General features: G+C 63.3%; 28 protein-coding genes. 12 read left to right on the top strand and 16 right to left on the bottom strand.

Annotated elements, in window-relative coordinates:
• Positions 1-49 precede the first annotated feature (49 nt).
• On the top strand, positions 50-1,030 hold the full coding sequence (locus KHO27_RS16280; RefSeq protein ID WP_110701973.1) for a flagellar protein MotY: 981 nt from the start codon (positions 50-52) through the stop codon (positions 1,028-1,030).
• Between the two features lie 128 nt (positions 1,031-1,158).
• Entirely contained in the window at positions 1,159-2,376 is a 1,218-nt protein-coding gene (locus tag KHO27_RS16275; RefSeq protein WP_046854456.1) for an argininosuccinate synthase, read from the top strand.
• Positions 2,377-2,420: 44 nt separating this feature from the next.
• On the opposite strand, the gene KHO27_RS16270 is transcribed toward KHO27_RS16275, so the two are convergent.
• Entirely contained in the window at positions 2,421-2,882 is a 462-nt protein-coding gene (locus tag KHO27_RS16270) for a hypothetical protein (RefSeq protein ID WP_110701975.1), read from the bottom strand.
• 372 nt (positions 2,883-3,254) lie between these two features.
• Between KHO27_RS16270 and KHO27_RS16265 the strand changes: the two genes are divergently transcribed.
• Positions 3,255-3,881 carry a response regulator transcription factor gene (locus KHO27_RS16265; protein WP_046854458.1) on the top strand — a complete coding sequence of 209 codons (627 nt, stop codon included), beginning with the start codon at positions 3,255-3,257 and terminating at the stop codon, positions 3,879-3,881.
• Between the two features lie 45 nt (positions 3,882-3,926).
• Here KHO27_RS16265 and KHO27_RS16260 read toward each other — a convergent pair whose 3' ends face one another.
• The 7 genes from KHO27_RS16260 to metG all read right to left on the bottom strand — a co-directional run bounded on the left by KHO27_RS16260 (position 3,927) and on the right by metG (position 9,722).
• Positions 3,927-4,103 carry a PA3496 family putative envelope integrity protein gene (locus KHO27_RS16260; protein ID WP_023630757.1) on the bottom strand — a complete coding sequence of 59 codons (177 nt, stop codon included), beginning with the start codon at positions 4,101-4,103 and terminating at the stop codon, positions 3,927-3,929.
• A 104-nt stretch (positions 4,104-4,207) separates the two neighbouring features.
• Positions 4,208-4,846, bottom strand: coding sequence for an endonuclease III (gene nth / locus KHO27_RS16255; protein ID WP_110701977.1), 639 nt, complete (start codon positions 4,844-4,846; stop codon positions 4,208-4,210).
• A gap of 4 nt (positions 4,847-4,850) precedes the next feature.
• Positions 4,851-5,375, bottom strand: coding sequence for an Rnf-Nqr domain containing protein (locus tag KHO27_RS16250; RefSeq protein WP_110701979.1), 525 nt, complete (start codon positions 5,373-5,375; stop codon positions 4,851-4,853).
• Entirely contained in the window at positions 5,372-5,983 is a 612-nt protein-coding gene (locus KHO27_RS16245) for an RnfABCDGE type electron transport complex subunit G (RefSeq protein ID WP_214500484.1), read from the bottom strand. The genes KHO27_RS16250 and KHO27_RS16245 overlap by 4 nt, the downstream gene beginning before the upstream one ends.
• Positions 5,980-6,951, bottom strand: coding sequence for an RnfABCDGE type electron transport complex subunit D (locus KHO27_RS16240; protein ID WP_110701983.1), 972 nt, complete (start codon positions 6,949-6,951; stop codon positions 5,980-5,982). The genes KHO27_RS16245 and KHO27_RS16240 overlap by 4 nt, the downstream gene beginning before the upstream one ends.
• 78 nt (positions 6,952-7,029) lie before the next feature.
• Positions 7,030-7,578 carry an Rnf-Nqr domain containing protein gene (locus tag KHO27_RS16235; protein WP_110701985.1) on the bottom strand — a complete coding sequence of 183 codons (549 nt, stop codon included), beginning with the start codon at positions 7,576-7,578 and terminating at the stop codon, positions 7,030-7,032.
• Between the two features lie 101 nt (positions 7,579-7,679).
• Positions 7,680-9,722 (bottom strand): methionine--tRNA ligase, encoded by a 2,043-nt coding sequence (gene metG / locus KHO27_RS16230; RefSeq protein WP_110701986.1) that lies wholly within the window; start codon positions 9,720-9,722, stop codon positions 7,680-7,682.
• A gap of 158 nt (positions 9,723-9,880) precedes the next feature.
• Between metG and apbC the strand changes: the two genes are divergently transcribed.
• A complete protein-coding gene (gene apbC, locus KHO27_RS16225; RefSeq protein ID WP_102684775.1) occupies positions 9,881-10,975 on the top strand; it encodes an iron-sulfur cluster carrier protein ApbC in 1,095 nt (364 codons plus the stop codon).
• Between the two features lie 192 nt (positions 10,976-11,167).
• On the opposite strand, the gene KHO27_RS16220 is transcribed toward apbC, so the two are convergent.
• Positions 11,168-11,377 carry a cold-shock protein gene (locus KHO27_RS16220; protein WP_012273869.1) on the bottom strand — a complete coding sequence of 70 codons (210 nt, stop codon included), beginning with the start codon at positions 11,375-11,377 and terminating at the stop codon, positions 11,168-11,170.
• 327 nt (positions 11,378-11,704) lie between these two features.
• On the opposite strand from KHO27_RS16220, the gene dcd reads away from it, so the two are divergent.
• Complete coding sequence (gene dcd / locus KHO27_RS16215) at positions 11,705-12,271, top strand: dCTP deaminase (protein WP_023630764.1); 567 nt, start codon at positions 11,705-11,707, stop codon at positions 12,269-12,271.
• 97 nt (positions 12,272-12,368) lie between these two features.
• Positions 12,369-12,611, top strand: coding sequence for a hypothetical protein (locus tag KHO27_RS16210; RefSeq protein WP_102684776.1), 243 nt, complete (start codon positions 12,369-12,371; stop codon positions 12,609-12,611).
• 6 nt (positions 12,612-12,617) lie between these two features.
• On the opposite strand, the gene KHO27_RS16205 is transcribed toward KHO27_RS16210, so the two are convergent.
• The 6 genes from KHO27_RS16205 to KHO27_RS16180 form a co-directional block, all read right to left on the bottom strand.
• Positions 12,618-13,733 carry a succinylglutamate desuccinylase/aspartoacylase family protein gene (locus tag KHO27_RS16205; protein WP_214500483.1) on the bottom strand — a complete coding sequence of 372 codons (1,116 nt, stop codon included), beginning with the start codon at positions 13,731-13,733 and terminating at the stop codon, positions 12,618-12,620.
• Between the two features lie 169 nt (positions 13,734-13,902).
• Entirely contained in the window at positions 13,903-16,338 is a 2,436-nt protein-coding gene (locus KHO27_RS16200; RefSeq protein ID WP_111532163.1) for a penicillin acylase family protein, read from the bottom strand.
• A gap of 192 nt (positions 16,339-16,530) precedes the next feature.
• Positions 16,531-16,728: an SEC-C metal-binding domain-containing protein gene (locus tag KHO27_RS16195; protein ID WP_029613223.1), complete on the bottom strand. Its 198-nt coding sequence runs from the start codon at positions 16,726-16,728 to the stop codon at positions 16,531-16,533.
• 7 nt (positions 16,729-16,735) lie between these two features.
• Positions 16,736-17,212, bottom strand: a complete 477-nt coding sequence (locus KHO27_RS16190) for an LEA/WHy family protein (protein ID WP_110701994.1) — start codon at positions 17,210-17,212, stop codon at positions 16,736-16,738.
• A 2-nt stretch (positions 17,213-17,214) separates the two neighbouring features.
• Entirely contained in the window at positions 17,215-17,691 is a 477-nt protein-coding gene (locus KHO27_RS16185; protein ID WP_110701996.1) for a YchJ family protein, read from the bottom strand.
• A 4-nt stretch (positions 17,692-17,695) separates the two neighbouring features.
• The gene (locus KHO27_RS16180) at positions 17,696-18,190 is read right to left on the bottom strand and encodes a DUF6231 family protein (protein ID WP_214500482.1); all 495 of its coding nucleotides are present in this window, start codon (positions 18,188-18,190) and stop codon (positions 17,696-17,698) included.
• Between the two features lie 160 nt (positions 18,191-18,350).
• On the opposite strand from KHO27_RS16180, the gene KHO27_RS16175 reads away from it, so the two are divergent.
• From KHO27_RS16175 to KHO27_RS16155, 5 genes are all read left to right on the top strand, one after another.
• The gene (locus tag KHO27_RS16175; RefSeq protein ID WP_102684782.1) at positions 18,351-19,043 is read left to right on the top strand and encodes a PA1041 family peptidoglycan-binding anchor lipoprotein; all 693 of its coding nucleotides are present in this window, start codon (positions 18,351-18,353) and stop codon (positions 19,041-19,043) included.
• Positions 19,044-19,132: 89 nt separating this feature from the next.
• The gene (locus KHO27_RS16170) at positions 19,133-19,852 is read left to right on the top strand and encodes a PA1041 family peptidoglycan-binding anchor lipoprotein (RefSeq protein ID WP_102684783.1); all 720 of its coding nucleotides are present in this window, start codon (positions 19,133-19,135) and stop codon (positions 19,850-19,852) included.
• Between the two features lie 97 nt (positions 19,853-19,949).
• Positions 19,950-20,225 carry a DUF1145 domain-containing protein gene (locus KHO27_RS16165; RefSeq protein WP_046854474.1) on the top strand — a complete coding sequence of 92 codons (276 nt, stop codon included), beginning with the start codon at positions 19,950-19,952 and terminating at the stop codon, positions 20,223-20,225.
• The gene (locus KHO27_RS16160; protein ID WP_214500481.1) at positions 20,218-20,976 is read left to right on the top strand and encodes a collagen-like protein; all 759 of its coding nucleotides are present in this window, start codon (positions 20,218-20,220) and stop codon (positions 20,974-20,976) included. The genes KHO27_RS16165 and KHO27_RS16160 overlap by 8 nt, the downstream gene beginning before the upstream one ends.
• Positions 20,977-21,832: 856 nt before the next feature.
• A complete protein-coding gene (locus tag KHO27_RS16155; protein WP_214501993.1) occupies positions 21,833-22,960 on the top strand; it encodes an IS481 family transposase in 1,128 nt (375 codons plus the stop codon).
• Between the two features lie 204 nt (positions 22,961-23,164).
• Here KHO27_RS16155 and KHO27_RS16150 read toward each other — a convergent pair whose 3' ends face one another.
• On the bottom strand, positions 23,165-23,629 hold the full coding sequence (locus KHO27_RS16150) for a CopD family protein (RefSeq protein ID WP_214500480.1): 465 nt from the start codon (positions 23,627-23,629) through the stop codon (positions 23,165-23,167).
• Between the two features lie 98 nt (positions 23,630-23,727).
• Here KHO27_RS16150 and dinG point away from each other — a divergent pair, with 98 nt between their 5' ends.
• Positions 23,728-25,872, top strand: a complete 2,145-nt coding sequence (gene dinG / locus KHO27_RS16145) for an ATP-dependent DNA helicase DinG (RefSeq protein ID WP_214500479.1) — start codon at positions 23,728-23,730, stop codon at positions 25,870-25,872.
• The last annotated feature ends 68 nt before the right edge of the window (positions 25,873-25,940 follow it).

Below are 25,940 nucleotides of genomic sequence, written 5' to 3'. Positions count from 1 at the left end.
GGGCGTCCGATAGCATTCAGGTAAGCCGTCAGAATCAGTGGAGCCGACCGTGCGCCAGCGTTACCTAGCCCTGTTCACACTTGTCGCCAGCCTGCCGGCCGGGGCCATGACCTTCCAGACCCGCGTGGAGAACGTCGCCTGGAAAGTCGAGGGTGATCAGTTCGAATGTCGCTTGATCCAGCCGATCGACGGTTTCGGCAGCGGCGAGTTCGTGCGCCGTGCCGGCGAACAACCGACGTTCCAACTGCGTTCGGACAGCAACGTCCTCGGCGCGGGGTCCGCCACCTTGCTGGCCGCCGCAGCCCCCTGGCAGCCAGGGCGGGGCGATATCAACCTCGGTGCGGTGCACATGGCCCGCACTGGCGTGCTGTTCACCTCCAGCCAGGGGCAGGCCAGCCGCCTGATCAATGGCCTGCTCGATGGCCGTAGCACGGTGGTGCGCAACTACCGGGGCGAGGGTGGCCGGCCGATGCAAGTGCAGGTGATGCCAGTCAGCTTCGCCAAGGCCTACAGCGACTACCAACTGTGCGCCGCCAAGCTGCTGCCGATGAACTATGACCAGATCCGCCAGACCCAGGTCGGCTTCCCCGGTGGCGGGATCGAACTGGACAGCTCGGCCCGTGCGCGCCTGGATGTGCTGCTTGATTATCTGAAGGCCGATCCGACGGTCAACCGTATCGAACTCAACGGCCATTCCGACAATAGCGGCAACCGCCTGACCAACCGTGACACCTCGCGTCGACGGGCACTGGCGGTTGCCGACTACCTCAAGGCCCATGGCGTGCCGGAAGAGCAGATCACCGTGCGCTTCCACGGCGAGCGCTATCCACTGGCGAAGAACAACTCTGCCGCCAACCGGGCGCGCAACCGCCGGGTGAACATCCAGCTCGACCGCGTGACACCGGTCGAGAAGCCGCTGGAGAAGCCGGCGCCACCGGTTGCGCCGGCGGCTCCGGCACCCGCGGCTACCGCACCTGCGCCTGCGACGCCTGCGGCCGCTGCCACCCAGCCCGCTCCCGCGAAATCCTGAGTGCGACAGCGGGTCGCGCTCTCGACAATTCCTGTCGCTTTGTCGTCACAAGCTGTCGCCCCATTGTAAATTTTTCGGCAAGGCCGGTAGAATCATCGGCTTTCCGTACAACCCCGTGGAGTGATGGCATGGCGGACGTAAAAAAGGTCGTATTGGCGTATTCCGGCGGCCTTGATACTTCGGTGATTCTCAAGTGGCTGCAGGACACCTACAACTGTGAAGTGGTGACCTTCACCGCTGACCTCGGCCAGGGCGAAGAGGTCGAGCCGGCCCGCGCCAAGGCCCAGGCGATGGGCGTGAAAGAAATCTACATCGACGACCTGCGCGAAGAGTTCGTGCGTGATTTCGTCTTCCCGATGTTCCGCGCCAACACCGTCTACGAAGGCGAGTACCTGCTGGGTACTTCTATCGCCCGCCCGCTGATCGCCAAGCGCCTGATCGAAATCGCCAACGAAACCGGCGCCGACGCCATTTCCCACGGTGCCACCGGCAAGGGTAACGACCAGGTGCGTTTCGAGCTGGGTGCCTATGCGCTCAAGCCGGGCGTCAAGGTCATCGCGCCATGGCGCGAGTGGGACCTGCTGTCCCGCGAGAAGCTGATGGACTATGCCGAGAAGCACGGTATCCCGATCGAGCGCCACGGCAAGAAGAAGTCGCCGTACTCGATGGACGCCAACCTGCTGCACATTTCCTACGAAGGCGGTGTCCTGGAAGATACCTGGACCGAGCACGAGGAAGACATGTGGAAATGGAGCGTCTCTCCGGAGAGCGCCCCGGACCAGGCCACCTACATCGAGCTGACCTACCGCAACGGTGACATCGTCGCCATCGACGGTGTCGAGAAGACCCCGGCCACCGTGCTGGCCGACCTCAACCGCATTGGCGGCGCCAACGGCATCGGTCGCCTGGATATTGTCGAGAACCGCTATGTCGGCATGAAGTCGCGCGGTTGCTACGAGACCCCGGGCGGCACCATCATGCTCAAGGCTCACCGCGCCATCGAGTCGATCACCCTGGACCGCGAAGTCGCTCACCTGAAGGATGAGCTGATGCCCAAGTACGCCAGCCTGATCTACACCGGCTACTGGTGGAGCCCGGAGCGTCTGATGCTGCAGCAGATGATCGACGCCTCGCAGCTCAACGTGAATGGCGTTGTCCGCCTGAAGCTGTACAAGGGCAATGTCACCGTCGTGGGGCGCAAGTCGGACGATTCGTTGTTCGATGCCAACATTGCGACCTTCGAGGAAGACGGTGGGGCTTACAACCAGGCCGATGCCGCAGGCTTCATCAAGCTCAATGCGTTGCGTATGCGTATCGCGGCCAACAAAGGCCGTTCGCTGCTGTAAGCAGCCTCGAGCGTACGAAGAAACCCGGCCTTGGCCGGGTTTTTTCATGCCTGGGTTTCTGCTTTGGTGGCGGTCGTGGTCTCGTCATCCTGCATGGGCGCGGTTGAGAGATGGATGCAGGTGCGCGTATCCAGGTTGTACAGCACCCAGCGTCGTTGTCGACCGTGGGGGCGATCGATCATTCGCAGTACATGGTTTTCGATGATCTTCTGACTGTCGGCTCCGGAAATGGCGATGATCATCGCGCCTTTGCTCCCTGAGACAGGTGTGCGTGCAGACTTGCGGGCTCTGCTGGCATTGCTGTCCGGTGCGAATAGCGAGCGAGTGTTGAAGTTGAGGGTGAGGAAGAATAGTACGGTAAGGAAGAATGGGAAGCCCACCAGGAACCAGGTGTACAGGGTCTGGCTGTCTTCGCTGAGGAACGGGAGTGATGCCAGGGCAGACGCTTCGATCACGCCGGCAAAGACAGCGATAAGGGTCAACGGACTGATGGGGTCGCGGTTCATGATGAGGGCCTGGTGATGCTTTGCCCATCTGTAGCGTGTTTTCCCCACTGTATTAAGCGTGCCTTGTTTCCCTCCCAGGCCAAGTCCCAGCCCTCAACGCCTACCTTTATCCAGCGTATACAGTCGAATTTTCCCGCGTGAAGTGTGCCCCAATGACACTTGGATCCAATTCTGGCGACTGTTACTTTCTGAATCGTTGCGACGAACCAATATCTATTACATTTTGTGAGAAGGGGAGTTTGTAGGAATAGTCTCCATTAATTGTAGGTCACTTCTTTCGGTGAATTTACCAGGGAATCCGCCGCATAAATAATCGTTATGCTCGGGTGTGGTGGTCTATCGAACTAAAAATAACGTATCAATGGGAATTGCATGAATAAAGTGCTGATCGTGGATGATCACCCGGTCATTCGCCTGGCCGTACGCATGCTGATGGAACGGCATGGCTACGAAGTGGTGGCGGAGAGTGACAATGGTGTGGATGCCCTGCAACTGACGCGGGAGTATCTGCCGGATATTGTCATTCTGGATATCGGGATCCCCAAACTGGATGGGCTTGAAGTGATTGCGCGGATGACCTTGGTGAGCCCGGCGAGCAAGGTACTTGTTCTGACCTCACAGGCCCCGGGGCACTTCTCGATGCGCTGCATGCAAGCGGGGGCGGCAGGTTATGTCTGCAAGCAACAGGAGTTGACCGAACTGCTCAGTGCCATCAAGGCCGTGCTGTCCGGCTACAGCTATTTCCCCAACCAAGCATTGCACAAGGGGCGCTCGGGCACGGGAGGCGCTACGGAAATGGAGATGGTCGAGCGGCTTTCCGGCCGGGAGATGATGGTGCTGCAGCAACTGGCACGGGGCAAGAGCAACAAGGAGATCGCCGACAGCATGTTCCTCAGCAACAAGACGGTCAGTACCTACAAGACTCGCCTGCTGCTCAAGTTGAATGCTCGCTCGTTGGTGGACCTGATCGAACTCGCCCAGCGCCATGGGCTGGCCTGAGCCCTATTGAAAAGCCTCCGTTCAGGAGGCTTTCGCATGTCTGCGTTACAGATCGTAGTCGAAGTCGGCCAGCTGTTTCTGCAGGCGTCGCTCCTCGAGCATGTTGTCGATGGTGCGGCGCTTGCTGAGGTTGGTCTTGGCCGGTTCGGCCTGCGGCTCCACGTCGTCGTCCGTACTTTGGAAGTCGTCATCGTTTGCCAAGTCTTCTTTATCGGTGCTCATGCGTCACTCCAAGCCAAAGGGCCATTGGCCGTCCTTATAACGGGAATCGCAGAGCGGGTAAAAAAGATTTTTTCAATCGCCTTGTGCTGTTGTCAGCTATTGCTTCAATCGTCCGAGGTCTTGAACTTGTATTCGCACAGGTCCTCGATTCGGCAGCTGCCACAGCGCGGTTTCCGAGCCTGGCAGACATAGCGGCCATGCAGGATCAGCCAATGGTGGGCATCGAGCAGAAAGTCCTTTGGCACGAACTTGAGCAATTTCTTTTCGACTTCCAGAACGGTCTTGCCCGGCGCGATACCGGTGCGGTTGCTGACCCGGAAGATATGCGTATCGACGGCCATGGCCAGTTGGCGAAAGGCGGTGTTGAGCACCACGTTGGCGGTCTTGCGCCCAACGCCGGGCAGGGCTTCCAGCGCTTCGCGGTTCTGCGGGACTTCACCTGCGTGCAGTTCGACCAGCAGGCGACAGGTCTCGATGACATTCTTGGCCTTGCTGTTGTACAGCCCGATGGTCTTGATGTACTCACTCAGGCCTTCAACACCCAGGGCGTGGATGGCCTGCGGCGTATTGGCGACCGGGAACAGGCGAGCGGTAGCCTTGTTGACGCCGACGTCCGTCGCCTGGGCCGAAAGGATCACGGCGATCAGCAGTTCGAAGGGGGTGGAATAGGCCAGTTCGGTCTTGGGTTCGGGATTGTCTTCATGCAGCCTGCGAAAGATCTCCAGGCGTTTGGCAGCATTCATGGGGTCAACGGCTTCCTTGACGACTTGGGGAGGTGGTTGATGGACGCAGGTGATTGTACAAGCCCAGCAGCAGGCCGAGCAGTATCAAGGCGCCGGGGGCTAGCGTGGCAATGTGGAGGTCGAGATTGTCGGCGAGCACTTGTCGACAGATGCCCAGGGCAAGGCTGGCCAGCAGGAGCCCACCCAGGCCGCGGCACAGTTGGTGGTATCGGTGAGCGTGCGGCAGCAACTGTTCGCAGGCCAGGCAGGGCAGCGCCAGCAACAGGGGGTAGAGGGCAAGTTCATCGGCCAGGGGCAGGGCCCACGCCCGCAGCCCCAGGTACAGGCAGGTTACCAAGGTGGCGGTCAATACAGCGCTCGCCCACAGGCTGGCGCCCTGGGCAAGGTGGCGACGCAGTGGTGCCATCAGTGCCTGGTGCAGGCCTGTGAGCAGGCAAGCGCAAAGGCTGATGGAGATCGCCTGGACAATGGTCCGGGTTGCGCCGAGCAGCGGTACCAGGCTGATCATCAGTAGCCAGAACCTGCTCATGGGCGCGCCTCGCCGAGCAGTGCGGGGCGGTGGTCGTCGAAATAGCGCAGCGCATCCTGGATCGCCGCGATGACAGCCCGAGAGGTTACCGTCGCCCCGGCCAGTTGATCGAACGCGCCCTGGTCACGTTTGATCGCCCAGGCCTGCTCGGGTGTATTTTTCTGTGCCCGGCCGATGAACTGGTCGAGCCATTGACGCGCCGGGTCTGCCAGTTGGTCGCCCAGGCCTGGGCTTTCCTGTTGCTCGAGTACACGCATGCCTACCAGGCGGCCCTGGGTGTTGATGGCGATGACCATTTCGATGGCGCCGCCATAGCCCTGGAACCTGTTGTGCAGCAGGATGGCGGTAGGGCTGCCCGCCAGCGTGGCGCGGTAGCCGGCCAACAGGCGGCTATGACGCAGGCTGGTATCTGCCAGGGCCAAGGCTGTTTGCAAGGGCTGGTTGTCATAGCTGCCTGGCGGCAGCACTGTCAGCCACTGCTGTTCATGCCACTGGCGCTGGGCCTGCGCAATAGGTTTGGCAGTGAAGCGTTGCCAGGCCAGAGTCGTGACAACGGCCAGCAATGCCAGCAGTGACAGGCACGCGGCGCTGCGCCAGCGGGCACTCACGGGCAGGCCTGCTGGCGACGCTCCGCCCAGCGATCCAGGGACGGTGCGGCAAGGTTCATCAGCAGAATGGCGAATGCGGTGCCATCGGCAAAGCTGCCCCACGTACGGATCAGGTAGATCAGCAGGCCGGCGCTGGCACCGAACAGCAGACGGGCCAGTGGCTGCCTGCAACCAGATACCGGTTCGGTGGCGATGAAGAACGCGGCCAGCATGGTCGAGCCTGACAGCAGGTGCAGCAATGGTGAGCCATTGGAGTCGGAGCCTGAGCCGTTCCAGCCCAGCAGGCTGAACAGAAACAAGGCGCCGAGCAAGCCGATGGGCGCGTGCCAGGTGAAGACCTTGCGCTGCATCAGAAATAGCCCGCCGAGCAGGAAGGCGAGGTTGACCCATTCGCTGGCGCTCCCGCCGATATGGCCAAAGGCCGAATGGCTGGCAAACAGTTCGTCGATGGTCAGGCTGCGGTTATGGCGCAGCACGTCGAGTACCGTGGGGCTGGCCCAGGCATCGATGCGATCGCCGGTACCCAGGCTCAGGTTCAGGCTGTCCAGCAACCCGGCGGTCTGGCCAGGCCAGTGGTTCATCTGCAAGGGGAAGCTCAGCAGGACGAACGCATAGCCCACCATGGCCGGGTTGAACAGGTTGCGTCCCACTCCCCCGAAGGCTTGTTTGCCCAGGCCAATGGCAACACAGGCTGCCATCAGCGGCAGCCACCAAGGGGCGTGGATGGGCAGGGCGGCGGCCAGCAGGACGGCGGTGACCAGCGCGCTGCCATCGCCCAGGGCCGAGACCACCGGCAGCTTGCGCCAGCTCAGCAGCAAGGCCTCGGTGGCCAGCGCCGCGCAACTGCTCAGCAGCAGGTTGATCAGCACGCCCCAGCCATGCAGCCAGAACAGCGCCAGCAGGCCAGGGGTGCAGGCCAGCAGCACCAGTTGCATGGCGCTGCGCAGGCGCGGATCAGGTGGCGGCATGGGCCTGCAGCTCCTCGAGGTATTGCCGGGCAATGTTTTGCAGGGCCGGCAGCAAGACGTCGATGTGTAGAGACAGATTCATTGGGTGAACAGTCCGTTGAGTCCCGAAAACGCCATGGCCATCACCCCGGCACCGATCAGTTGAATAGGCAGGCCGCGTAACGCTGCGGGTACCTCGGCTTGGCGGCTGCGCAAATCTAGGTCCGCATACAGCACCAGCGCGAGCCAGAAGCCCAAAGCGGCAACGAGAGGCCACGCCAGCAGGCGCCAGCCGCGCATGTCGTCATGGGACAGTTGCACCAGCAAGCCTAGCACCACGGCATTTGCGCTCAGCAGGCCCGACAGGCCTTGTGTGGGCCAGTCCGGGCGCAGCCGCTGGAGCAGGTTCGGCAGCGCCCAGGCCAGTGCCGCCAGCAACGGCAGGAAGACCAAGAGCTGCAGGTCTTGCAACTGCAATGGCACGAGCAGTTGTTGGTACAGCCAGGCGCCGACTGGCAGTGCCATGAGGATCAGCAGTGCGGTGCACAGGCCCAGCGCATGCAGGCGCACACGCTCGACTGGCTCTGCCTGCAGGAGCAGGTGATTGACCAGCGCGGCGCTGACCAGGACCAGAACATAGTCACTCATGGAGATGCCGACGGCGGGAGGATGGCGCCATTATCCGGCAGCGGGTGGCAGATGCAAATGCCCCGGCCAGGGGGCCGGGGCATATTGGTTGCCTGATTCGGTTACTTGATGCGCTGGCCTGGCTTGGCACCGCTGTCGGGGCTGAGCAGGTAGATCTCCTCGCCGCCCGGGCCGGCTGCCATGACCATGCCCTCGGAAACACCGAAGCGCATCTTCCGTGGCTTGAGGTTGGCCACCATCATGGTCAGGCGGCCTTCCAGCTGGGACGGATCCGGGTAGGCCGACTTGATGCCCGAGAACACATTGCGACGCTCGTCACCGATGTCCAGGGTCAATTGCAGCAGCTTGTCGGCACCCGGCACGGCTTCGGCCTTGACGATCAGCGCCACGCGCAGGTCGACTGCGGCGAAGGTGTCGAATTCGATCTCGGCCGACAGCGGGTCCTTGGCCAGCTCGCCATTGCCCGCCGGGGCGGTGTTGGCCTCGGCGGCCAGCAGGTCTTCCTTGCTGGCGGCGATCATGGCTTCGACCTTGGCCGGTTCGATGCGGCTCATCAGCGCCTTGAACGGCTTGAGCTGGTGATTTTCCAGGCGCGACTGGTGGTCGTTCCAGGTCAATGGCGCGACATTGAGGAAGGCCTCGGCGTCGGCGGCCAGCACCGGCAGGACCGGCTTGAGGTAGATCACCAGTTGGCGGAACAGGTTGACGCCCTGGGCGCAGATGGCCTGCACCTCGTCCTGCTTGCCTTCCTGCTTGGCCAGCGACCATGGGGCCTTGTCGGCGATCCAGGCGTTGGCGCGATCGGCCAGGGCCATGATCTCGCGCATGGCGCGCCCGAAATCGCGGGCTTCATAGGCCTCGGCAATCGACGGGGCGGCCGCGAGGAAGGCTTCGGTCAGCTCTGGCGCGGCATCACCGGCGACCATCACGCCGTCATTGCCCTTGTGGATGAAGCCGGCGCAGCGGCTGGCGATGTTGACCACCTTGCCGACCAGATCGGAGTTGACCTTCTGCACGAAGTCCTCGAGGTTCAGGTCGAGGTCGTCGACGCCGCGGCCCAGCTTGGCGGCGTAGTAGTAACGCAGGTATTCCGGCTGCAGATGATCGAGGTAGGTGCGCGCCTTGATGAAGGTGCCGCGCGACTTGGACATCTTCGCGCCATTGACGGTGAGGTAGCCGTGCACGTTGACCGCGGTCGGTTTGCGCAGGCCCGCGCCTTCGAGCATGGCCGGCCAGAACAGGGCGTGGAAGTTGACGATGTCCTTGCCGATGAAGTGGTACAGCTCGGCCGTGGAGTCTTCTTTCCAGAACGCGTCGAAGTCCAGTTCCGGCCGGCGCGCGCAGAGGTTCTTGAAGCTGGCCATGTAGCCGATTGGCGCGTCCAGCCAGACGTAGAAGTACTTGCCAGGCTCGCCCGGGATCTCGAAACCGAAATACGGGGCGTCGCGGGAGATGTCCCATTCCTGAAGGCCAGCGTCCAGCCACTCGGCGAGCTTGTTGGCCACGGCGTCCTGCAGGGTGCCGCTGCGGGTCCACTGCTGCAGCATGGCCTGGAAGTCGGGCAGCTTGAAGAAGAAGTGCTGGGAGTCACGCAGCACCGGGGTGGCGCCGGAGATTGCCGACTTGGGGTTCTTCAGCTCGGTCGGGGCGTAGGTGGCGCCGCATTTTTCGCAGTTGTCGCCGTACTGGTCCTCGGCCGCGCACTTGGGGCAGGTGCCCTTGATGAAGCGGTCGGCGAGGAACATGCCCTTTTCAGGGTCGAAATACTGGGTGACCGAACGGGTGGCAATATGCCCGGCATCGCGCAGGCGCGTGTAGATCAGGCTCGACAGCTCGCGGTTCTCTTCGCTGTGCGTGGAGTGGTAGTTGTCGAAGTCGACCAGGAAGTCGGCGAAGTCGGCGCTGTGCTCGGCCTGGACGTTGGCGATCAGTTGCTCGGGCGTGATGCCTTCCTTTTCAGCACGCAGCATGATGGCCGAGCCGTGGGCGTCGTCGGCGCAGACATAGATGCACTGGTTGCCGCGCAGTTTCTGGAAGCGCACCCACATGTCCGTCTGGATGTACTCGAGCATGTGGCCAAGGTGGATCGATCCATTGGCATAGGGCAGGGCGCTGGTGACGAGAATCTGACGTGGCTCGGACATGGTGGCTCGGCTACTTATCTGGCTACGGGGTAAAAATGAGGGTGATCGGCCACTATAAAGGGCTGGCGAATATATTTCATCCCAACAACGCATGCGCTGACGATTGACGGGTTAGCATAGGCACCTGTTTCGTATTCAGTTTGCCAATGGGAGCCTCCATGAGTGCCGTTACCCGTGCCGCCGTCGAAGGCGTGCTTCGCCAGTACACCGACCCCTACCTGAACCAGGACCCGGTCAGCGCCGGTTGCGTGCGCGCCATCGATATCCAGGGCGGGCAGGTCAATGTGCAGTTGCAGTTGGGTTATGCCGCCGGGCTGTTCAAGGGGGGCTGGGCGCAGGTGCTGCAAACTGCCATCGAGAACCTCGACGGCGTGAGCTCGGCCTCGGTCGGCATTGACTGTGTGATCGCCACCCACAAGGCCCAGGCTCAGGTGCCGGCCATGGCCAACGTCAAGAACATCGTCGCCGTGGCCTCGGGCAAGGGTGGGGTCGGCAAGTCGACTACTGCCGCCAACCTGGCCCTGGCCCTGGCCCGCGAGGGTGCCCGGGTGGGGATACTCGACGCCGACATCTATGGCCCCAGCCAGGGTGTGATGTTCGGCATCCCCGAGGGCACCCGCCCGCAGGTGCGCGAGCAGAAGTGGTTCGTGCCGATCAAGGCCCATGGCGTCGAGGTCATGTCCATGGCCTTCCTCACTGATGACAACACGCCCATGGTCTGGCGCGGCCCGATGGTCTCGGGCGCGTTGCTGCAACTGGTGACCCAGACCGCCTGGGACGACCTCGACTACCTGGTGATCGACATGCCGCCAGGCACTGGCGACATCCAGCTCACCCTGGCGCAGAAGGTGCCGGTGGCGGGCTCTGTCATCGTCACCACCCCGCAGGATCTGGCGCTGCTGGATGCCAAGAAGGGCGTGGAGATGTTCCGCAAGGTCAACATCCCGGTGCTGGGTGTGGTGGAGAACATGGCGGTGCACATCTGCTCCAACTGCGGCCATGCCGAGCACCTGTTCGGCGAAGGCGGCGGCGAGAAGCTGGCGGCCCAGTACGGTGTCGAACTGCTGGCGTCGTTGCCGCTGTCGATGCTTATCCGCGAGCAGGCCGACAGTGGCAAGCCGACCGCGATTGCCGAGCCGGAGAGCCAGATCGCCATGGTCTACCAGGAGCTGGCGCGGCAGGTGGGGGCACGAATCGTGTTGCAGGAAGCGGCGGCGCCGGCGATGCCGAGCATCACCATCAGCGAGGATTGATTCGGCTCAGTAGACGCATGCTTTGCGGTGCGTGGGAGCGGGCTTGCCCCGCGATGATGGTTCCCTGTGCTGGCGCCATCGCGGGGCCAGCCCGCTCCCACGAATAGCCATGCTTACGAAGCCATCAATCTTCGGGCACAAAAAAACCCGCCAATGGCGGGTTTTTTTTGAAAGCTAGGAAGCGAGATCGACTTAGGCGATCTGAACTTCTTCAGCCTGCATGCCTTTCTGGCCGCGGGTAGCGACGAAAGTAACAGCCTGGCCTTCTTTCAGGGTTTTGAAGCCGTCAGCTTGGATGGCTTTGAAGTGCACGAACAGGTCGTCACCCGACTGAGGGGTGATGAAGCCGTAGCCTTTCTCATCGTTGAACCACTTAACGGTACCGTTTTGACGGTTGGACATGTTTCTGTCTCCTTGGACAAAGTTGATTACGGTCAGGAAGTACCCTGCCCGGGACTGAGTGCAAAGAGAGCAGAAAATTCAGCGATGGGCCGATGATAATCGTGCATCAAACTAGAGATTCTCGGTGTCACGTGCAGCACAGTGGCGCCACCTTAACCCACTTTCCACGACCTGCCAATGGTCAAGGAGCGCTTTGATGAATTTCGGATCGGCGGCCGGCGCAGGCCCCGTCTGGCGCGGGATGGGCAAGGAAACTTTAACCTGCGCGCCGGGACCGGTAAGATGCGCATCTCGTTTTTCACCTTGCACTCTTCAGGACACCCCGCCATGAGCATCAAATCGGACAAGTGGATTCGCCGCATGGCGCAGGAACACGGCATGATCGAACCGTTCGTCGAGCGCCAGGTGCGCGGCGAGCACGACAGCCGGGTCATCTCCTTCGGCGTCTCCAGCTACGGCTACGACGTGCGTTGCGCCGACGAATTCAAGGTGTTCACCAACATCAACTCGGCCACCGTCGACCCGAAGAACTTCGATGCCGGCAGCTTCGTCGACATCAAGAGCGACGTGTGCATCATCCCGCCGAACTCCTTTGCCCTGGCCCGTACCGTCGAGTACTTCCGCATTCCGCGTGACGTGCTGACCATCTGCCTGGGCAAGAGCACCTACGCGCGCTGCGGCATCATCGTCAACGTCACTCCGCTCGAGCCCGAGTGGGAAGGTCATGTGACGCTGGAGTTCTCCAACACCACCACGCTGCCGGCGAAGATCTACGCCAACGAAGGCGTGGCGCAGATGCTGTTCCTGCAGTCCGACGAGGAGTGCGAAGTGTCGTACAAGGACCGCGGCGGCAAGTATCAGGGCCAGCGTGGCGTCACCTTGCCGCGCACCTGAGCCGACAAAGCGCGGGAATTGTTTCCGCGCCCGGCACTCCAACGAGTGAACAGTTCCGGCGCGCATGACGTGCGCCGGCTCTCGTCAGGAGCCCCCCATGAAAATCGATCCCGCAATCAGTGCCAAGCTGGCCGTCCTGCAGCCGAACCAGATCGGATTGCTAGCCTGGTCGCTGCTGGCCCATCCGCCGACACACACGCCACTGCCCATGCGCGCAGGCGGAGTGCCTCACCAGCCTGATCCCGACACGCCCCAGCCGCCGCAGCCTGGCGAGCAGCCACCGATGGAGCCGGGCGAGCCGACCCTGCCCGATGAGCCGCCTCCCGCTCCTGTGGCCTGACGCCGCTCAGTTGCCCAGCAGGTAACCGCTGCGGCAAACCTGCTCGCCTGCCACATGGGCGACCACCATGCCCGCGGTGGCCATGCGCCTGATGCTGCGGGCATAGAGCAGCCCGGCCTGGCTATTGCGCAAGGGCGTTACCCGGTCGCTGAGCGGGTCGATGACCTCGGCGATCAGCGCTCCGGCTTGCAGGTACTGCCCGGGGCTGGCATGGAACACCAGCAACCCGCCAAGCGGAGCCATGACCGGTTCCACCGCCGCCAGCGGCGTGGCCGGATGGCGCAAAGCGGGCAAGGGCGCCGGTTGGCCTTCGATGACGCCGGCGTGGGTCAGGAAGTCGAGGATCGCCTGGCAGTCCTGGGTGGCCAGGGCGTGGCTGACATCGGCCTGGCCGCGCAACTCGATGGTCACCGAAAAACTGCCCTGGGGGATCGGGAAGCGTTTTCCGAAGCGCTGCTGCAACTGCCACCACACCAGGCTGAAACACTCATCGAACGATTGCCCGCCCGAGTCGGTGGCCAGCAGGCTGGCCTGGACGCCCAGGTAGCGGGCCAGCGGTTCGACCTCGGGCCAGGCCTCGGGCGTGGTGTACAGGTGTTCGACGGCTTCGAAGTCGCAATGCAGGTCGAACACCATGTCGGCATCGCAGGCCAGGCGCTGCAGGGTCAGGCGCTGGGACTGCAGCGGCGTGTGCGCGGGGTGGGCATCCAGGCCCCGGCGCAGGTATTCACGGATCAACGCCAGGTTGTGGGCCGGGTCCTGGGAAAGATGACCTTCGATCTGGTCGCCGATGCTGTCCGACAGGTCGACGAACCTGCGGTTGAAGTTCTCGCCGCTTTGCAGCTCGAAACGCCCCAGGGGCGCGTCCAGCAATACCTGCTCGAGGCCGACCGGGTTGGCCACCGGCACCAGGATGACCTCCTTGCGCAACCGCCCCTGCTGCTCCATGTCCGCGAGCCGCTGCTTGAGGTGCCAGGCCACCAGCATGCCCGGCAGTTCGTCGGCATGCAGCGAAGCCTGGATGTACACCTTGCCGGCGCCACGTGGGCCGAAATGGAAGCTGTGCAACTGGCGGGCGATACCCGGGACAGGGGAGAGCAGGTCGTGGGTCGAGTGGTGCATGGTGGTCCTGATGTGAGCGCTGTGCGGCAAGGGCTGGGATCAAGGATAGAAGCATAACTTCGGGGGCGGCGCACTATTCACATAGGACAGCGCAAGAGGATGGGGGCAGTGACCATGGGATCGAGCACCGCGCGCGGCGCTCGATTTTGCTGGCTCTGGTCTCTGAGACCTATTTGCCAGGCACCAGCGTCAACCGCTGGCTGCCGTAGGCCCGGGCAAAATTCTGCGGTTGCAGCGGCAGGCTGGTGAAGCGGCCCTTGAACCAGGCATCGAGCCCATCGCTGTAATGGCGGCTGGCCGGATTGCCGGATTGGCCGTTGCTGGTCAGCAGCTGCAGCGGTTCGGTCTGCCCGAAATCAACGATCATCCGCGCCGAGGCCGGCAGTTGGGTGTCGAAGCTGCTCCCCCAGGCATAAGGCGTCAGGGCCAGGGTGCTGAAGTCGCCACCCGCCGCCAGGGGCGCGCGCTCGAGTTTGTCGCCCAGGCCGTGATAGGCCGGTGCCGGCCAGCGGTACTGATGCAGCTTGCCCCACTGCCAGGCGCGGCGGTCGGCGCCGAGTTGTGTGGTGCCGGCATCCACCGCCGCAGCCAGGCTGCGGGCGAGGATGGTGGGCTTGTCTTCTTTTTGCGGCGTGCCGCGATCGTCCCAGAACGGGCTGTCCTCGCGTCCCAGCAGGTGGTCGGCCTGGGCGGAGTAGGAAAGCTTGGCATTGCCGATGAACGCTTGCCATGCCGGGCTGGATTCCGGGCCCAGTTCATCGAGGAAGGTCTGGCGAGTGACTGCCTGGAGGAACAGTTCGTACAGGGCGGCATCGGCCGACACCGGGCTTAGCCGGCCATCGAAGGCCTTTAGCCGCGCCAGCGCATCGCGAGCCTTGTCGCGCTGGGCGCCAGGCAGGGCGTCGATGGCCTGCTTGAGCGGCTGGGCCATGCCGGGGGCGTCGAACATCTGCTTGAGCTTGTCGGCCAGCAGTGTCACCTGATCGTTCTGCAGGGCCATCAGGCTGCGGCTGTCGTGACGACCGTTGCCGGCCAACTGGGCCAGGCGTTCGGCACGCTCGGGGTAGTACCAACTGCTCGACAGCTGCATGCCGTAGCCTTTGGGCAGGCTGCGCTGGTTGGCGTGGCCGATGAAGCCGGCGGGCGGGTCCTGATCGTAGGGGTGCAGCATCGCATCGGCGTAGCCATCCCAGTCATAGCGCCCGTCCCAGCCTGGTGAGGGCAACAGGCCCTGGCCTTCGCGGCGGTTGGGATAACGACCGCTGACCTGCCAGCCGATATGCTGGGGCTCGGCGAAGACGAAGTTCAGCGCCGCCGCACCGACTTCACGGGTGCTGTCGAAAGCACGCTCGATGTTTTGCGCGCGGGTCAGGTCGAACAGCGCATCGAGGCTGCGATCATCCTTGAGCAGCGGTAGATGCAGGGCCAGGGCCAGGCTGCCATGCCCCGGCAACAGGGTGCCGTGGCGGGTGTCGTACATCACCTCGCGCTGGGGGCGCTGGCCGCGAACGAAGAAGGTCTCGTTGCGGGCACGCGCCGGTTGCCACTTGCCCTCGGCGAGGTAGGTCAGCTGGGTGCCCTGGCGGCGCACCTGCTCGAGGAACAGGTCCTGGTTGTCGGCCATCACCGCGCTGCTGCTCCAGGCTAGCTTGCCGTTGTAGCCGGCCAGCACGATCGGCAGCCCCGGCAGCGACAGGCCGGCGACCTGATACTTGCCGGTGTGGATCTGCACCGGGCTCAGTGCCCAGGCAGCGCGGCTGTCGCTGGCCAGCAGGCTCTTGCCGGCACGGCTGCGCTGGGGCGACAGCGCCAGGTTGCTCGAGCCGGGGGCGCCCAGCAGGCCGAGGTCGGCCAATTGCTGGCCAGTGGCGGCGAGCGCGCCCAGGCCCGGCAGCTGGCTGGCCAGGTTCACGCCCTTGAGCTTGTCGACTTCGCTTTCGGCCAGGGGCTCGTCCGGAGCGCCGGGCAGCAGCCAGGCCAGCTTGTCGGCACCGACCTTCTGCACCAGGATCAATGCCGACAGTTCCTCCTGCAGGTTCACCGACTGGCTGAAGGCGTAGAGGCTGAAGATCAGCGCCGAATCCTCGGGTTTCCAGTATTCCGGGCGATAACCGCTGCGAGCGAGTTCGCCCGGCAACTTGTCGCGATAGCGGAACAGGTAGGCGTTGACCCCGCGGGCATAGACTTCGAAGAAGCGCTTCAGGCGCGGCGAGGCATCGGCATACAGCTGACCGGCACTCTGTTTGAGGTTGGCCGCGCGCATCAGCCGGTCGATCGCCAGGGCGTCGGCTCCCGCCAGCTCGGCCAGGCGCCCTTGGGCCAGCAGGCGCATGGCGACCATCTGCTCGATGCGATCCCCGGCATGCAGGTAGCCCAGGCTGAACAGCGCATCATGGAAGTTGCCGCTTTCGATCAGCGGCGCGCCCATTGCGTTACGCCGTACCGAGACGTTCTGCGCCAGACCCTTGAGCGGTTGCACGCCGCTGTTGGGCAGGACGCTGTCCTGGTAGCCACCCATCTGGCAGCCGCCCAGCGCGAGCAGGCCAAGCAACGCGGCAGCACTGCCGAGGCGGAGAGGGAAGGGTGGAAGGACGGGGGCGGCCATGGCTGGATTCCTGCAGGGTGTGGCGGGGTTCTGAAAGGCGCTAAGGTAGTGAGCGCGCAGTCGCCGTGCAAGGTGCCGGGGAGCTTTATTTACCAGTGGTCATGCTGGAGCGGGTTGATCATGGGCCAAGCCCGTTCCCGCGACGATTTGTCTGGGAGTGGGCTTGGCCCTGAACACGTGCGCTGATGTTGATCAGGCGCCGTGGCACTTCTTGAATTTCTTCTCGCTGCCGCATGGGCAAGGGTCGTTGCGGCCGACGTCCTTCAGGGCGTTGCGCACCGGCTCCTGGTGGCCGTGGTTGCAGTGCGGGCCATGCACATGGCCGTGGTCGTGGTGATGGTCGTGACCGTGATCGCAGTCGGGGCCATGGACATGGGGTTGTTGGGTCATTGCAGCGTTACTCCGGTTTAAGATCGCCGGGGATTATCTCACCCATTTGCCTCAAGTACAGGTCCCGATGCACGATCAGCCCGGTGGCCAGCTCGCCCCGCAGTTGGTATTGCACGGGTTGTCCGCTCTTGAGCAGCTTCGCCAGGGGCTTGAGGTGCTGCCAGAGATTGGTCCGCACGGTGACCTTGAAGGTGCGCCGGGCATGGCCGCCAACGCTGCGCCAGAGGCTGGCTTCGTCTTCAGCCAGCAGCAGGTCGCCGAGGCGGACCGAGTAGGCCAGGTGGCGGATGAACAGGCGGCTGTCGTTAGGGTTGTCGACGCGCAGGTGCAGAACGAACTCCTGCTGGTGCAGGCGCACCTTCACCGGTTCCACCTCGAGCAGGTGCAGCTGTGGTTCGCGCCAGGTATCACCGCCCCAGCTGGCGCAGCCCGCCAACCAGCCCAGCAGCAGGCTGAGCGTGAGCAGTCGGGCCAAGGTGCGCATGCTCAACTACCGAGGTAACTGGCGCAGCATTTTTTGAACTTCTGCCCGCTGGCGCAGGGGCAGGGGTCGTTGCGTCCGGCCTTGAGGGGCGCGGTCGGGTCGATGAAATACCAGCGTCCGGCATGCTGGACGAATGCCGAGCGCTCGCGGTGCTGGTGATCGCCCTCAAGGTCGTGCCAGCGCGCGGTGAACGTGACGAAGGCATGCTCGGGCTGCCCGCCCAGCACCTCGGCGCCCTCCACCTCCAGGCCCAGCCAGGTGCTCTGCGCGCTCCAGGCCGCCATGGCGGCGCGGTCCAGGCCTGGGCGCTGGGCCGGCAGGGTGGTAGCCACCAGGTAATCCACCAGGCCCAGCACATAGGCGCTGTAGCGTGAACGCATCAGCGTCTGGGCATCCGGTGCTGGTGTTCCACTGTGATAGTGCCCGCAGCAGGTATCGAGCAGGTTGCCACTGCCGCAGGGGCAGATCGAGACACTCATTCGGTCACCACCAGTACTTGCCGAAGTTTTCGGGGTTGGCCCAGAACTTTGCGTTGAGCCAATCCGGGACTTGTTTGTAGTCATGCAGATCATAGGTGAACAGGCTCAATACCTGTTCATCGCGCTGGAACTGCTCGCTGGCCGAGAGCGCCAGCGAATAGAAATCGGTGGCCTGCCAGCCGCAGGCGGCCAAGTCGGCCAGCACCGCGACGCGGCTGGCGTTGAGGTTGCGGATGCCGCCGAGCAGCTCCAGGCCGGTGCGCTTGGGCAGGTGTTCCAGGCAATCGACCAGTACCGCCAGGTCGAAGCGCCGGGCTGCCTGTTCGGCAGGCAGCGGGCCGGGTGCGGCAACTTCGATGTGGGTATCGGGATGGGCGGCGGCGAAGGCTTCCAGGGCAGGGAAGCGGCTGCCCACCAGCAGCAAGTGGCGCGGGGTGAAACGTTCCAACAGGGCGGCCAGGGCCTGCTGGGGCGTGCGTTGGGAGAAAGCTTCGGTCATTGCCATTCCTCGTTCAGGTCGCTCAAGACTAACGGTCCCAGGCCAGCGGGCAAAGGGGTGCGCCGCTGCGGCGTGGCTTATTGCTGGCAGAGCGGGAAGCGCCGGTCTTTACTCCCAGAGCATCGGTTTTCTACCGATTCCCCCTAGGAGAAGCAACAAGATGAGCATAGTACGCACAGCGATACCCCTGGTTCTGCTCACCAGTGTGTTGACTGGTTGTGCAGGTTTGCAGAAAACCGACTGGCCGAAGTGTGCTGCCGTCGGGGGCGTGGGCGGCGCGGCCCTGGGCGCGATCGAGAGTTCCAGCTGGGCCGGCTGGGGCGCCTTGCTCGGTGGCGGCCTGGCGGCGGGTTACTGCTGGGCCCATGGCGACGGTGACGAAGACGGCGACGGCGTACCGGACAGCCGCGACAAGTGCCCGGGCACCCCGCGCGGCGTGCAGGTCGACGCCAATGGCTGCCCGCCGGAGCCGGTGCCGGTGGTCGAGGAAGTCGTGGTACAGAAGGAAGAAGTCATCGTCATCCGTGACGTGCATTTCGAATTTGACTCGGCACGCCTGACGGCCACCGACAAGGAGCGCCTGAACACCATCGCCACGCGGCTCAAGCAGGAAGCCCCGAGCGCGCGCCTGAGCGTTTCCGGCCACACCGACAGCGTCGGTTCCGACAGCTACAACCAGAAGCTCTCCGAGCGCCGCGCCCAGTCGGTGACCAACTACCTGGTCGAAAGCGGTGTGCCGCGTGCCAGCTTCGTCTCGGTGGTGGGGGCGGGTGAAACGCAGCCGGTCGCCGACAACGCCACCGCCGACGGGCGTGCCATGAACCGTCGAACCGAGATCAAGATCCAGCGTTGATGGCGACGTGCCCGCGCCTTGAGAAGTGGCGTGGGCACGTCTTTACTCCTGTGTGACCGGTAGCGGCCGGTGACACAGGAGCATTCACCATGCGTGTTTTGTCGAAAGCGGCACTGCCGTTGGTGGTGGCCACGAGCCTGCTGGCAGGTTGCGCCACCCACAGCGATGGCAGCGCGCCCCTCAATCAAAGGACCTGGCCCATCTGCAGCCTGCTTGGCGGCCTGGTCGGTGGCGGCCTGGGCGCCATCGAAAGTTCCAGCTGGGCGGCTGGTGCCGGCGTTGCCGGTGCGATTGCCGGTGGCCTGATCTGTTATGCCCAGGATGGCGACGAGGATGGCGATGGCGTTTTCGACCGCCGCGACCGCTGCCCGGATACTCCGGCCGGTACCCAGGTCAACCATATGGGCTGCCCATTGCCGCAGTATCCAGCCGCCGCACCGCAGCCGGAGCCTGCGGCGACCTCGGAAGTGATCACGCTCGATGATCAGGGCCAGGTGCTATTCGCCTTCGACTCCGCCGAACTCACCCAAGGTGCCCAGCAGCGTCTGCAGGGCTTGCTGCCCAAGCTCAACGACCCCAGTGTGGCCAGTGTCAAGGTGATCGGTTTCACTGACAGCGTGGGCTCCGACAGTTACAACCAGCGCCTGTCCGAGCGCCGTGCCAGCGGTGTTGCCGAGTACCTGATCAGCCAGGGCCTGGCGCCGAACAAGGTGACCAGCCAAGGCCGTGGCGAGAGTGAGCCGGTGGCCGACAACGACACCGACGAAGGTCGCTCGCGCAACCGACGGGTGGAACTGCACCTGAACTGACCCCTCTGGCGCATGCCCCGGCAGTAGGGTTACTGTTGCCGACGCGGTTCGCTCGAACGGACCGCGTCGGCATAACAATAAATCATGGGGGCGGGGTATGAAGTTCATCCTGGGCCTGGGCAAGGCTCTGACGGTGGCGTTCTGGGGTGTGGTGCTGTTCAACCAGTTCATGCCGCAGCCATTGCCGCTCAATCTGCTGATCAATGCCGCAGGTATCGTCCTGCTGTCGCTGCATGTGCTCGAGGTGCTGTTCTTCAACGGCAGCCTGCGCGGGCGCAGCCACCGCTGGTTCGACCGCCTGCAGATTCTGTTGACCGGCATCTTCCATGTCATGTCCATTCCCCGGTCGCAGGAGGCGCCGAGCCATGCGTAAACTGATTTTGCTGGCTGTAATGGCTACACCCTTGGCCCAGGCCGAAAGCCTGGAGGTTGCTGCCCATTCGATGTTGCGCCTGCCGAACAAGGCGGCCAGCGTGCACCTGGAGCACCTGCGGGTGGCCGACTCGGCGACCTTGTTGCTACCGGCCAGCCTTACCGAGCTGAAGATCGATCGGCTCGAACTGGGGCGCGATGCGCGCATCGCCATCGCGCCGGCCGAGCGCGACCTGAGCATCGAGGCGTTGACGGCTCGGCTGGGCGAGGGTAGCGAATTCAGTGCGCCAGGGGCGCCCGGAAGCTACGAGCGGCCCGCGCGGCCGGGGCGTAACCTGGATCTGCGGTTGCAGGCGCTGGAGGCGGACCGGCTATCGATCGATGCCCGGGGCGGGGCTGGGGCGCCGGGGTATGTCGGGCTCGACGGCGCCAATGGCAAGCCGGGGGGCTGCACCTGGGGGCAGGCCAGTCGTGGGGCCAATGGTGATGATGGTGGCAACGGGCATGATGGGGCCCCCGGTGGGCGAGTTCGTCTGGCGGTGCCTGAAGGGTTTGCGCAGGAGCGGATTGTGGTGCGGCTTGATGGTGGTGCGCCTGGTAAGGCGGGGGCTGCCGGGAAGGCGGGGGCGGGTGGGGTCAGTAAGGGGTGTCTGGTTTATCGGACCGATGCTGGGGGGAATGGGCGGCCTGGGCAGGCCGGGCAGCCTGGGTTGGCTGGGGCCTCGGGGGAGTTGATTCTTCAGCGGCTTTGAGTTTTTTGGGGTAGCGTTGTTTGGTTGTTTGGTTGTTTGGTTGTTTGGTTAGTTGGTGTTGAAAGTTGTGTGCGCATTCATTTGCGATGTCGACGCTTATTCACCTTTCCGCCCTTACGGCGGGTCCCTTTTTGAAGGATCAAAAAGGAACCAAAAAATCCTCGCTCCATTCATCCGGCCCTCCGCTTCGCTCCGGGTTCCCTCACTCCGGCCTTGCTCCCGGGAGGACCGCGCTGAACGCCCCATCCTGGGGCGCAGCGCTTGACGGGCATCCATGCCCGTCACCTCCCTCCGCAAGTCCTGCGTTCGGCCTCCTGAAGTCGCGAAGTTACGGGCGGCGCCTGCACTAACGCAGCTAGTCGCTAGTTGCCATCGTGGGAACTCTAGATCAACATCGCGGGGCAAGCCCGCTCCCGCCATAGTTTGACTACGTAATTCAACGTGAGAGCGGGCTTGCCCCGCGATATCGTAATGAAGAACAACATTACAGCCCCTAACAAAACCAACATATCTGCTCTTGATCTGCTCTTGATCTGCTCTTGATCTTGCTTCTAGGTGCGCGATAGTTCAGGCGCCATCAATTGCGACTTCAGGAGGCCGAGTGGAGTTCTTGCGTAGTGGGGCGACGGCCATGGATGGCCGTCGAGCGCTGCGCCCCAGGATGGGGCGTACAGCGCGGTACCCACGGGAGCAAGAACGGAGCGAGGGAACCCCGGAGCGAAGCGTAGGGGCCGTATGAACGGAGCCGAACGGTTTTGCCGACTTTTGCCACGATGTATGGACCGGACACATGGTGGACACGTGTACGGAGACATGGTTGACACTTTTCGGCAAGCAATCTGCCGGGAATACGACCATGCCTTGGAACGCGAGAGATGCCATGAGCTTGAGAGAAGAGTTCGTTAACCTGGCCAATCACCCGGACGCTAATATGAGGGAGCTATGCCGCCGGTTCGGCATTAGCCCTCAGACGGGTTACAAATGGCTCAATCGATTTCGACAGAACGGCCTGCCCGGCTTGCAGGAGCGCTCTCGAAAGCCGGCCGCCAGCCCTCGCAAGACTCAGCCTGGGCTAGAAGAGGAAGTGATTGCCATCCGTAAGGAGCACTCTACGTGGGGTGGCCGAAAGATCAGTCACCTGCTTGATCAGCGAATCTGTGCCAGCACCGTAACCAATGTCCTGCATCGGCATGGATTGATCACCGCAGAGGCATCCGAGGCCGCTAAATCATGGACACGCTTTGAGCGCGAAGCCCCGAATGATCTGTGGCAGATCGATTTTAAAGGTTTCTTCCAAACGGCTCAGGGACCTTGTTATCCGCTGACGCTGATTGATGACCACTCTCGCTTCAACCTTGTGATACAGGCCTGCGCACATCAGCGCACAGAGTTGGTCATGGAGCACCTGACCGATCTGTTCAGCCGGTATGGACTGCCTGTGCAGATCAACGCGGATAATGGCTCGCCCTGGGGAGCACCAAGAAATCCTGGAGAACTCACACCGCTAGGTATCTGGTTGGTTCGACTAGGAATTCGACTGACTTTCAGCAGACCAGGGCACCCACAAACCAATGGCAAGGATGAGCGATTCCATCGGACGCTCAAGGCCGAGGTACTGACAGGGCGCAGCTTCCGGGATCTGCGAGAAGCGCAGGAAGCTTTCGACCTCTGGCGGGGCATTTACAACTACAAGCGTCCTCATCAACAGCTGGGCTACAAAGTGCCGGCAGATCGCTACCAGATGAGCAGGCGGGCCTTCCCAAGCCGTCTACCGACCGTTGAATACGGTCCCGACGATATTCTGGTGAAACCCTACAGCAGTCAGTTTCGCTTCAAGAAGCGCTCATTTCGGATAGCGAAGGCGCTAGCAGGCTATGTATTGGCGCTCCGCCGCAGCGATCAAGGGCCCGACCATTTTGATGTTTACTTCTGCCAACACAAGCTGCGAACCATCGACTTCAACAACCCCGACGGTAAGCGATAATGTGTCCACCATGTCCCCGCACATGTGTCAGCGATGTCTCAAGTCCATACACCACGACAAAAGTCGGCCGCCGTAAAGGCGGAAAGGTGACGAAATGTCGACATCGTCTACGAATGTGCTTGCAAATACCAAAACAATCTATCGAGCCGAAGCCGAAGCCGAAGCCGAAGCCGAAGCCGAAGCCGAAGCCGAACCCGACCCCCCTCAAACCAAAACCCGCGAACTAGCCACCCCCACCACCACAACCCCAATCAACAAATTAACCCCCACCAACCGCCGAATCCGCCCCAACACCCCAGCCCCCGAAGCCCAATCCCCAGCCTCCACCGCCGCACGCAGCTCAGGCAACAACAACCCCTGAACCCGCATGAACAACGCAAACATGACAATCCCCCCGCCAATCATCACCTGCACATAACGGGGCGCGGTCTCGAACCCGGCAAACCGCAGGTGAATCATCCCGAGCCCGCTGACAGCCAGCACCGCCACCGCCAGCCAGACCCATCTGAAGAACCGCTGGAAAACTTCCACCCACAAACGCAGCCGCGCGGGCCCTTCCAGCGCTGCAACCGTGGCTGGCCGCAGTACCAGCCAGGCGAAGAACATCCCGCCGACCCAGACGAGGGCGGCCAGGACATGCAAGGTGTAGGGCAGGGCAAAGGCAAGCATCGGGATCTCCATGCGGCACAAAGGGCAATAGCGGGGTATGATAGCCGGCCCATGCGAAACACTGAAAATATATCCAGCCCTCCGGGCGCCTGCAGACCATGATCAGCAACGAACTCAAAGCCACCATCCAGGGCGCCTACTCGCGTTTCCTCGAAGCCAAAAGCCTCAAGCCGCGTTACGGCCAGCGCCTGATGATCGCCGAAGTGGCCAAGGTGCTCGGCGACATCGCCTGCGACGATGAAGGCCGCCGTACCGGCGAGCCTGCGGTGGTTGCCGTCGAGGCCGGTACCGGTACCGGCAAGACCGTCGCCTACAGCCTGGCCGCGATACCCGCCGCCAAGGCCGCCGGCAAGCGCCTGGTGATCGCCACCGCGACCGTGGCGCTGCAGGAGCAGATCGTCTTCAAGGACCTGCCCGACCTGATGCGCAACAGTGGGCTGAACTTCAGCTTCGCCTTGGCCAAAGGCCGTGGCCGTTACCTGTGCCTGTCCAAGCTCGACGTCCTGTTGCAGGAAGGCCACGCCCAGTCGGCCACCGCCCAGCTGTTCGAGGAAGAGGGCTTTCGCATCGAGGTCGACGAGCGCAGCCAGAAACTGTTCAACAGCATGATCGAAAAGCTCGCCGGCAACCGCTGGGACGGCGACCGCGACAGCTGGTCGGAGGCCGTCGAGGACCAGGACTGGGCGCGCCTGACCACCGATCACAGCCAATGCACGGGTCGGCACTGCCCCAACTTCCAGCAGTGCGTGTTCTACAAGGCCCGTGAAGGCATGGGCAAGGTCGACGTGATCGTCACCAACCACGACATGGTCCTGGCCGACCTGGCGCTCGGCGGTGGCGCCGTGCTGCCCGACCCGCGCGACACAATGTACGTGTTCGACGAAGGCCACCACTTGCCGGACAAGGCAATTGGCCATTTTGCTCATTATTCGCGGCTGCGCTCCACGGCCGACTGGCTGGAGCAGACTGCCAAGAACCTGACCAAGCTGCTGGCCCAGCATCCATTGCCGGGCGACCTCGGCAAGTACATCGAGCAGGTGCCGGAGCTGGCCCGCGAGGTGCGTACCCAGCAGCAATTCATGTTCACCCTCTGTGAGCAGGTGGCGGACTTCCGCGCTGGCGAGGACATGGAAGGCCGCGACCGCCCGCGCTATCGCTTCGAGGGCGGCGTGGTACCGGAACAGATCCGTGAAGTAGGCATCGAGCTCAAGAAAGGCTTCGCCCGCCTCAACGACCTGTTCACCCGCCTGGCCGACCTGCTCAAGGAAGGTATGGACGGCGAGAACAACATCGGTATCGCCAGCCACCAGGCCGAAGAGTGGTACCCGCTGTTCGGCAGCCTGGTGACCCGGGCCCAGGGCAACTGGGAGCTGTGGACCGCCTTTACCGCGGAAGACCCCGAAGACAACCCGCCCATGGCCCGTTGGCTGACCCTGGCCGAAAGCGGCGCGCTGTTCGATATCGAGGTCAACGCCAGCCCCATCCTGGCTGCCGAGATGCTGCGCAAGAGCCTGTGGAACGTCGCCTATGGCGCCCTGGTGACCTCGGCGACGCTCACTGCGCTGGGCAAGTTCGACCGCTTCCGCATGCGTTCGGGCCTGCCACGCGACGCGGTGCAGTGCGTGGTGCCCAGCCCGTTCGTGCATGGTGACGCCGGGCTGCTGCGGGTGCCCGACCTGGGTGCCGATCCGCGCGATGCCACGGCGCACACCGCGGCGATCATTCGCGAGCTGCCAGCCATCGTCGAGGATGCCCGCGGCGCGCTGGTACTGTTCTCCTCGCGCAAACAGATGCAGGACGTGTTCGACGGTCTGGACCGCGACTGGCGCAAGCTGGTGCTGATCCAGGGCAACCTGTCCAAGCAGGAAACCCTGAACAAGCACAAGGCGCGGGTCGACGACGGCCAACACAGCGTGCTGTTCGGCCTGGCCAGCTTCGCCGAGGGTGTCGACCTCCCGGGCGCCTATTGCGAGCATGTGGTGATCGCCAAGATCCCCTTCGCGGTGCCGGACGATCCGGTCGAGGCCGCGCTGGCCGAATGGATCGAAGCCCGTGGCGGCAATCCGTTCATGGAAATCGCCGTGCCCGACGCCTCGCTGCGCCTCATCCAGGCCTGCGGCCGGCTGCTGCGTACCGAGCAGGACCGTGGCGTGATCACCTTGCTCGACCGCCGTCTGGTCACGCAACGCTATGGCAAGGCTATTCTCAATGCGCTGCCACCTTTCCGACGGGAAATCGGCTGACTGCCGGAGCAACACGCACAACCCGTTGTCCATTACTCGATTGCGAGCCCATGACGGGCTTCGAAGGA

It is taken from the genome of Pseudomonas sp. RC3H12 (genome assembly GCF_018596375.1).
Taxonomy (GTDB): Bacteria; Pseudomonadota; Gammaproteobacteria; order Pseudomonadales; family Pseudomonadaceae; genus Aquipseudomonas.
The sequence above is the reverse complement of the archived record's forward strand: the minus strand, read 5'-3'. Positions and strand labels throughout refer to the sequence as shown.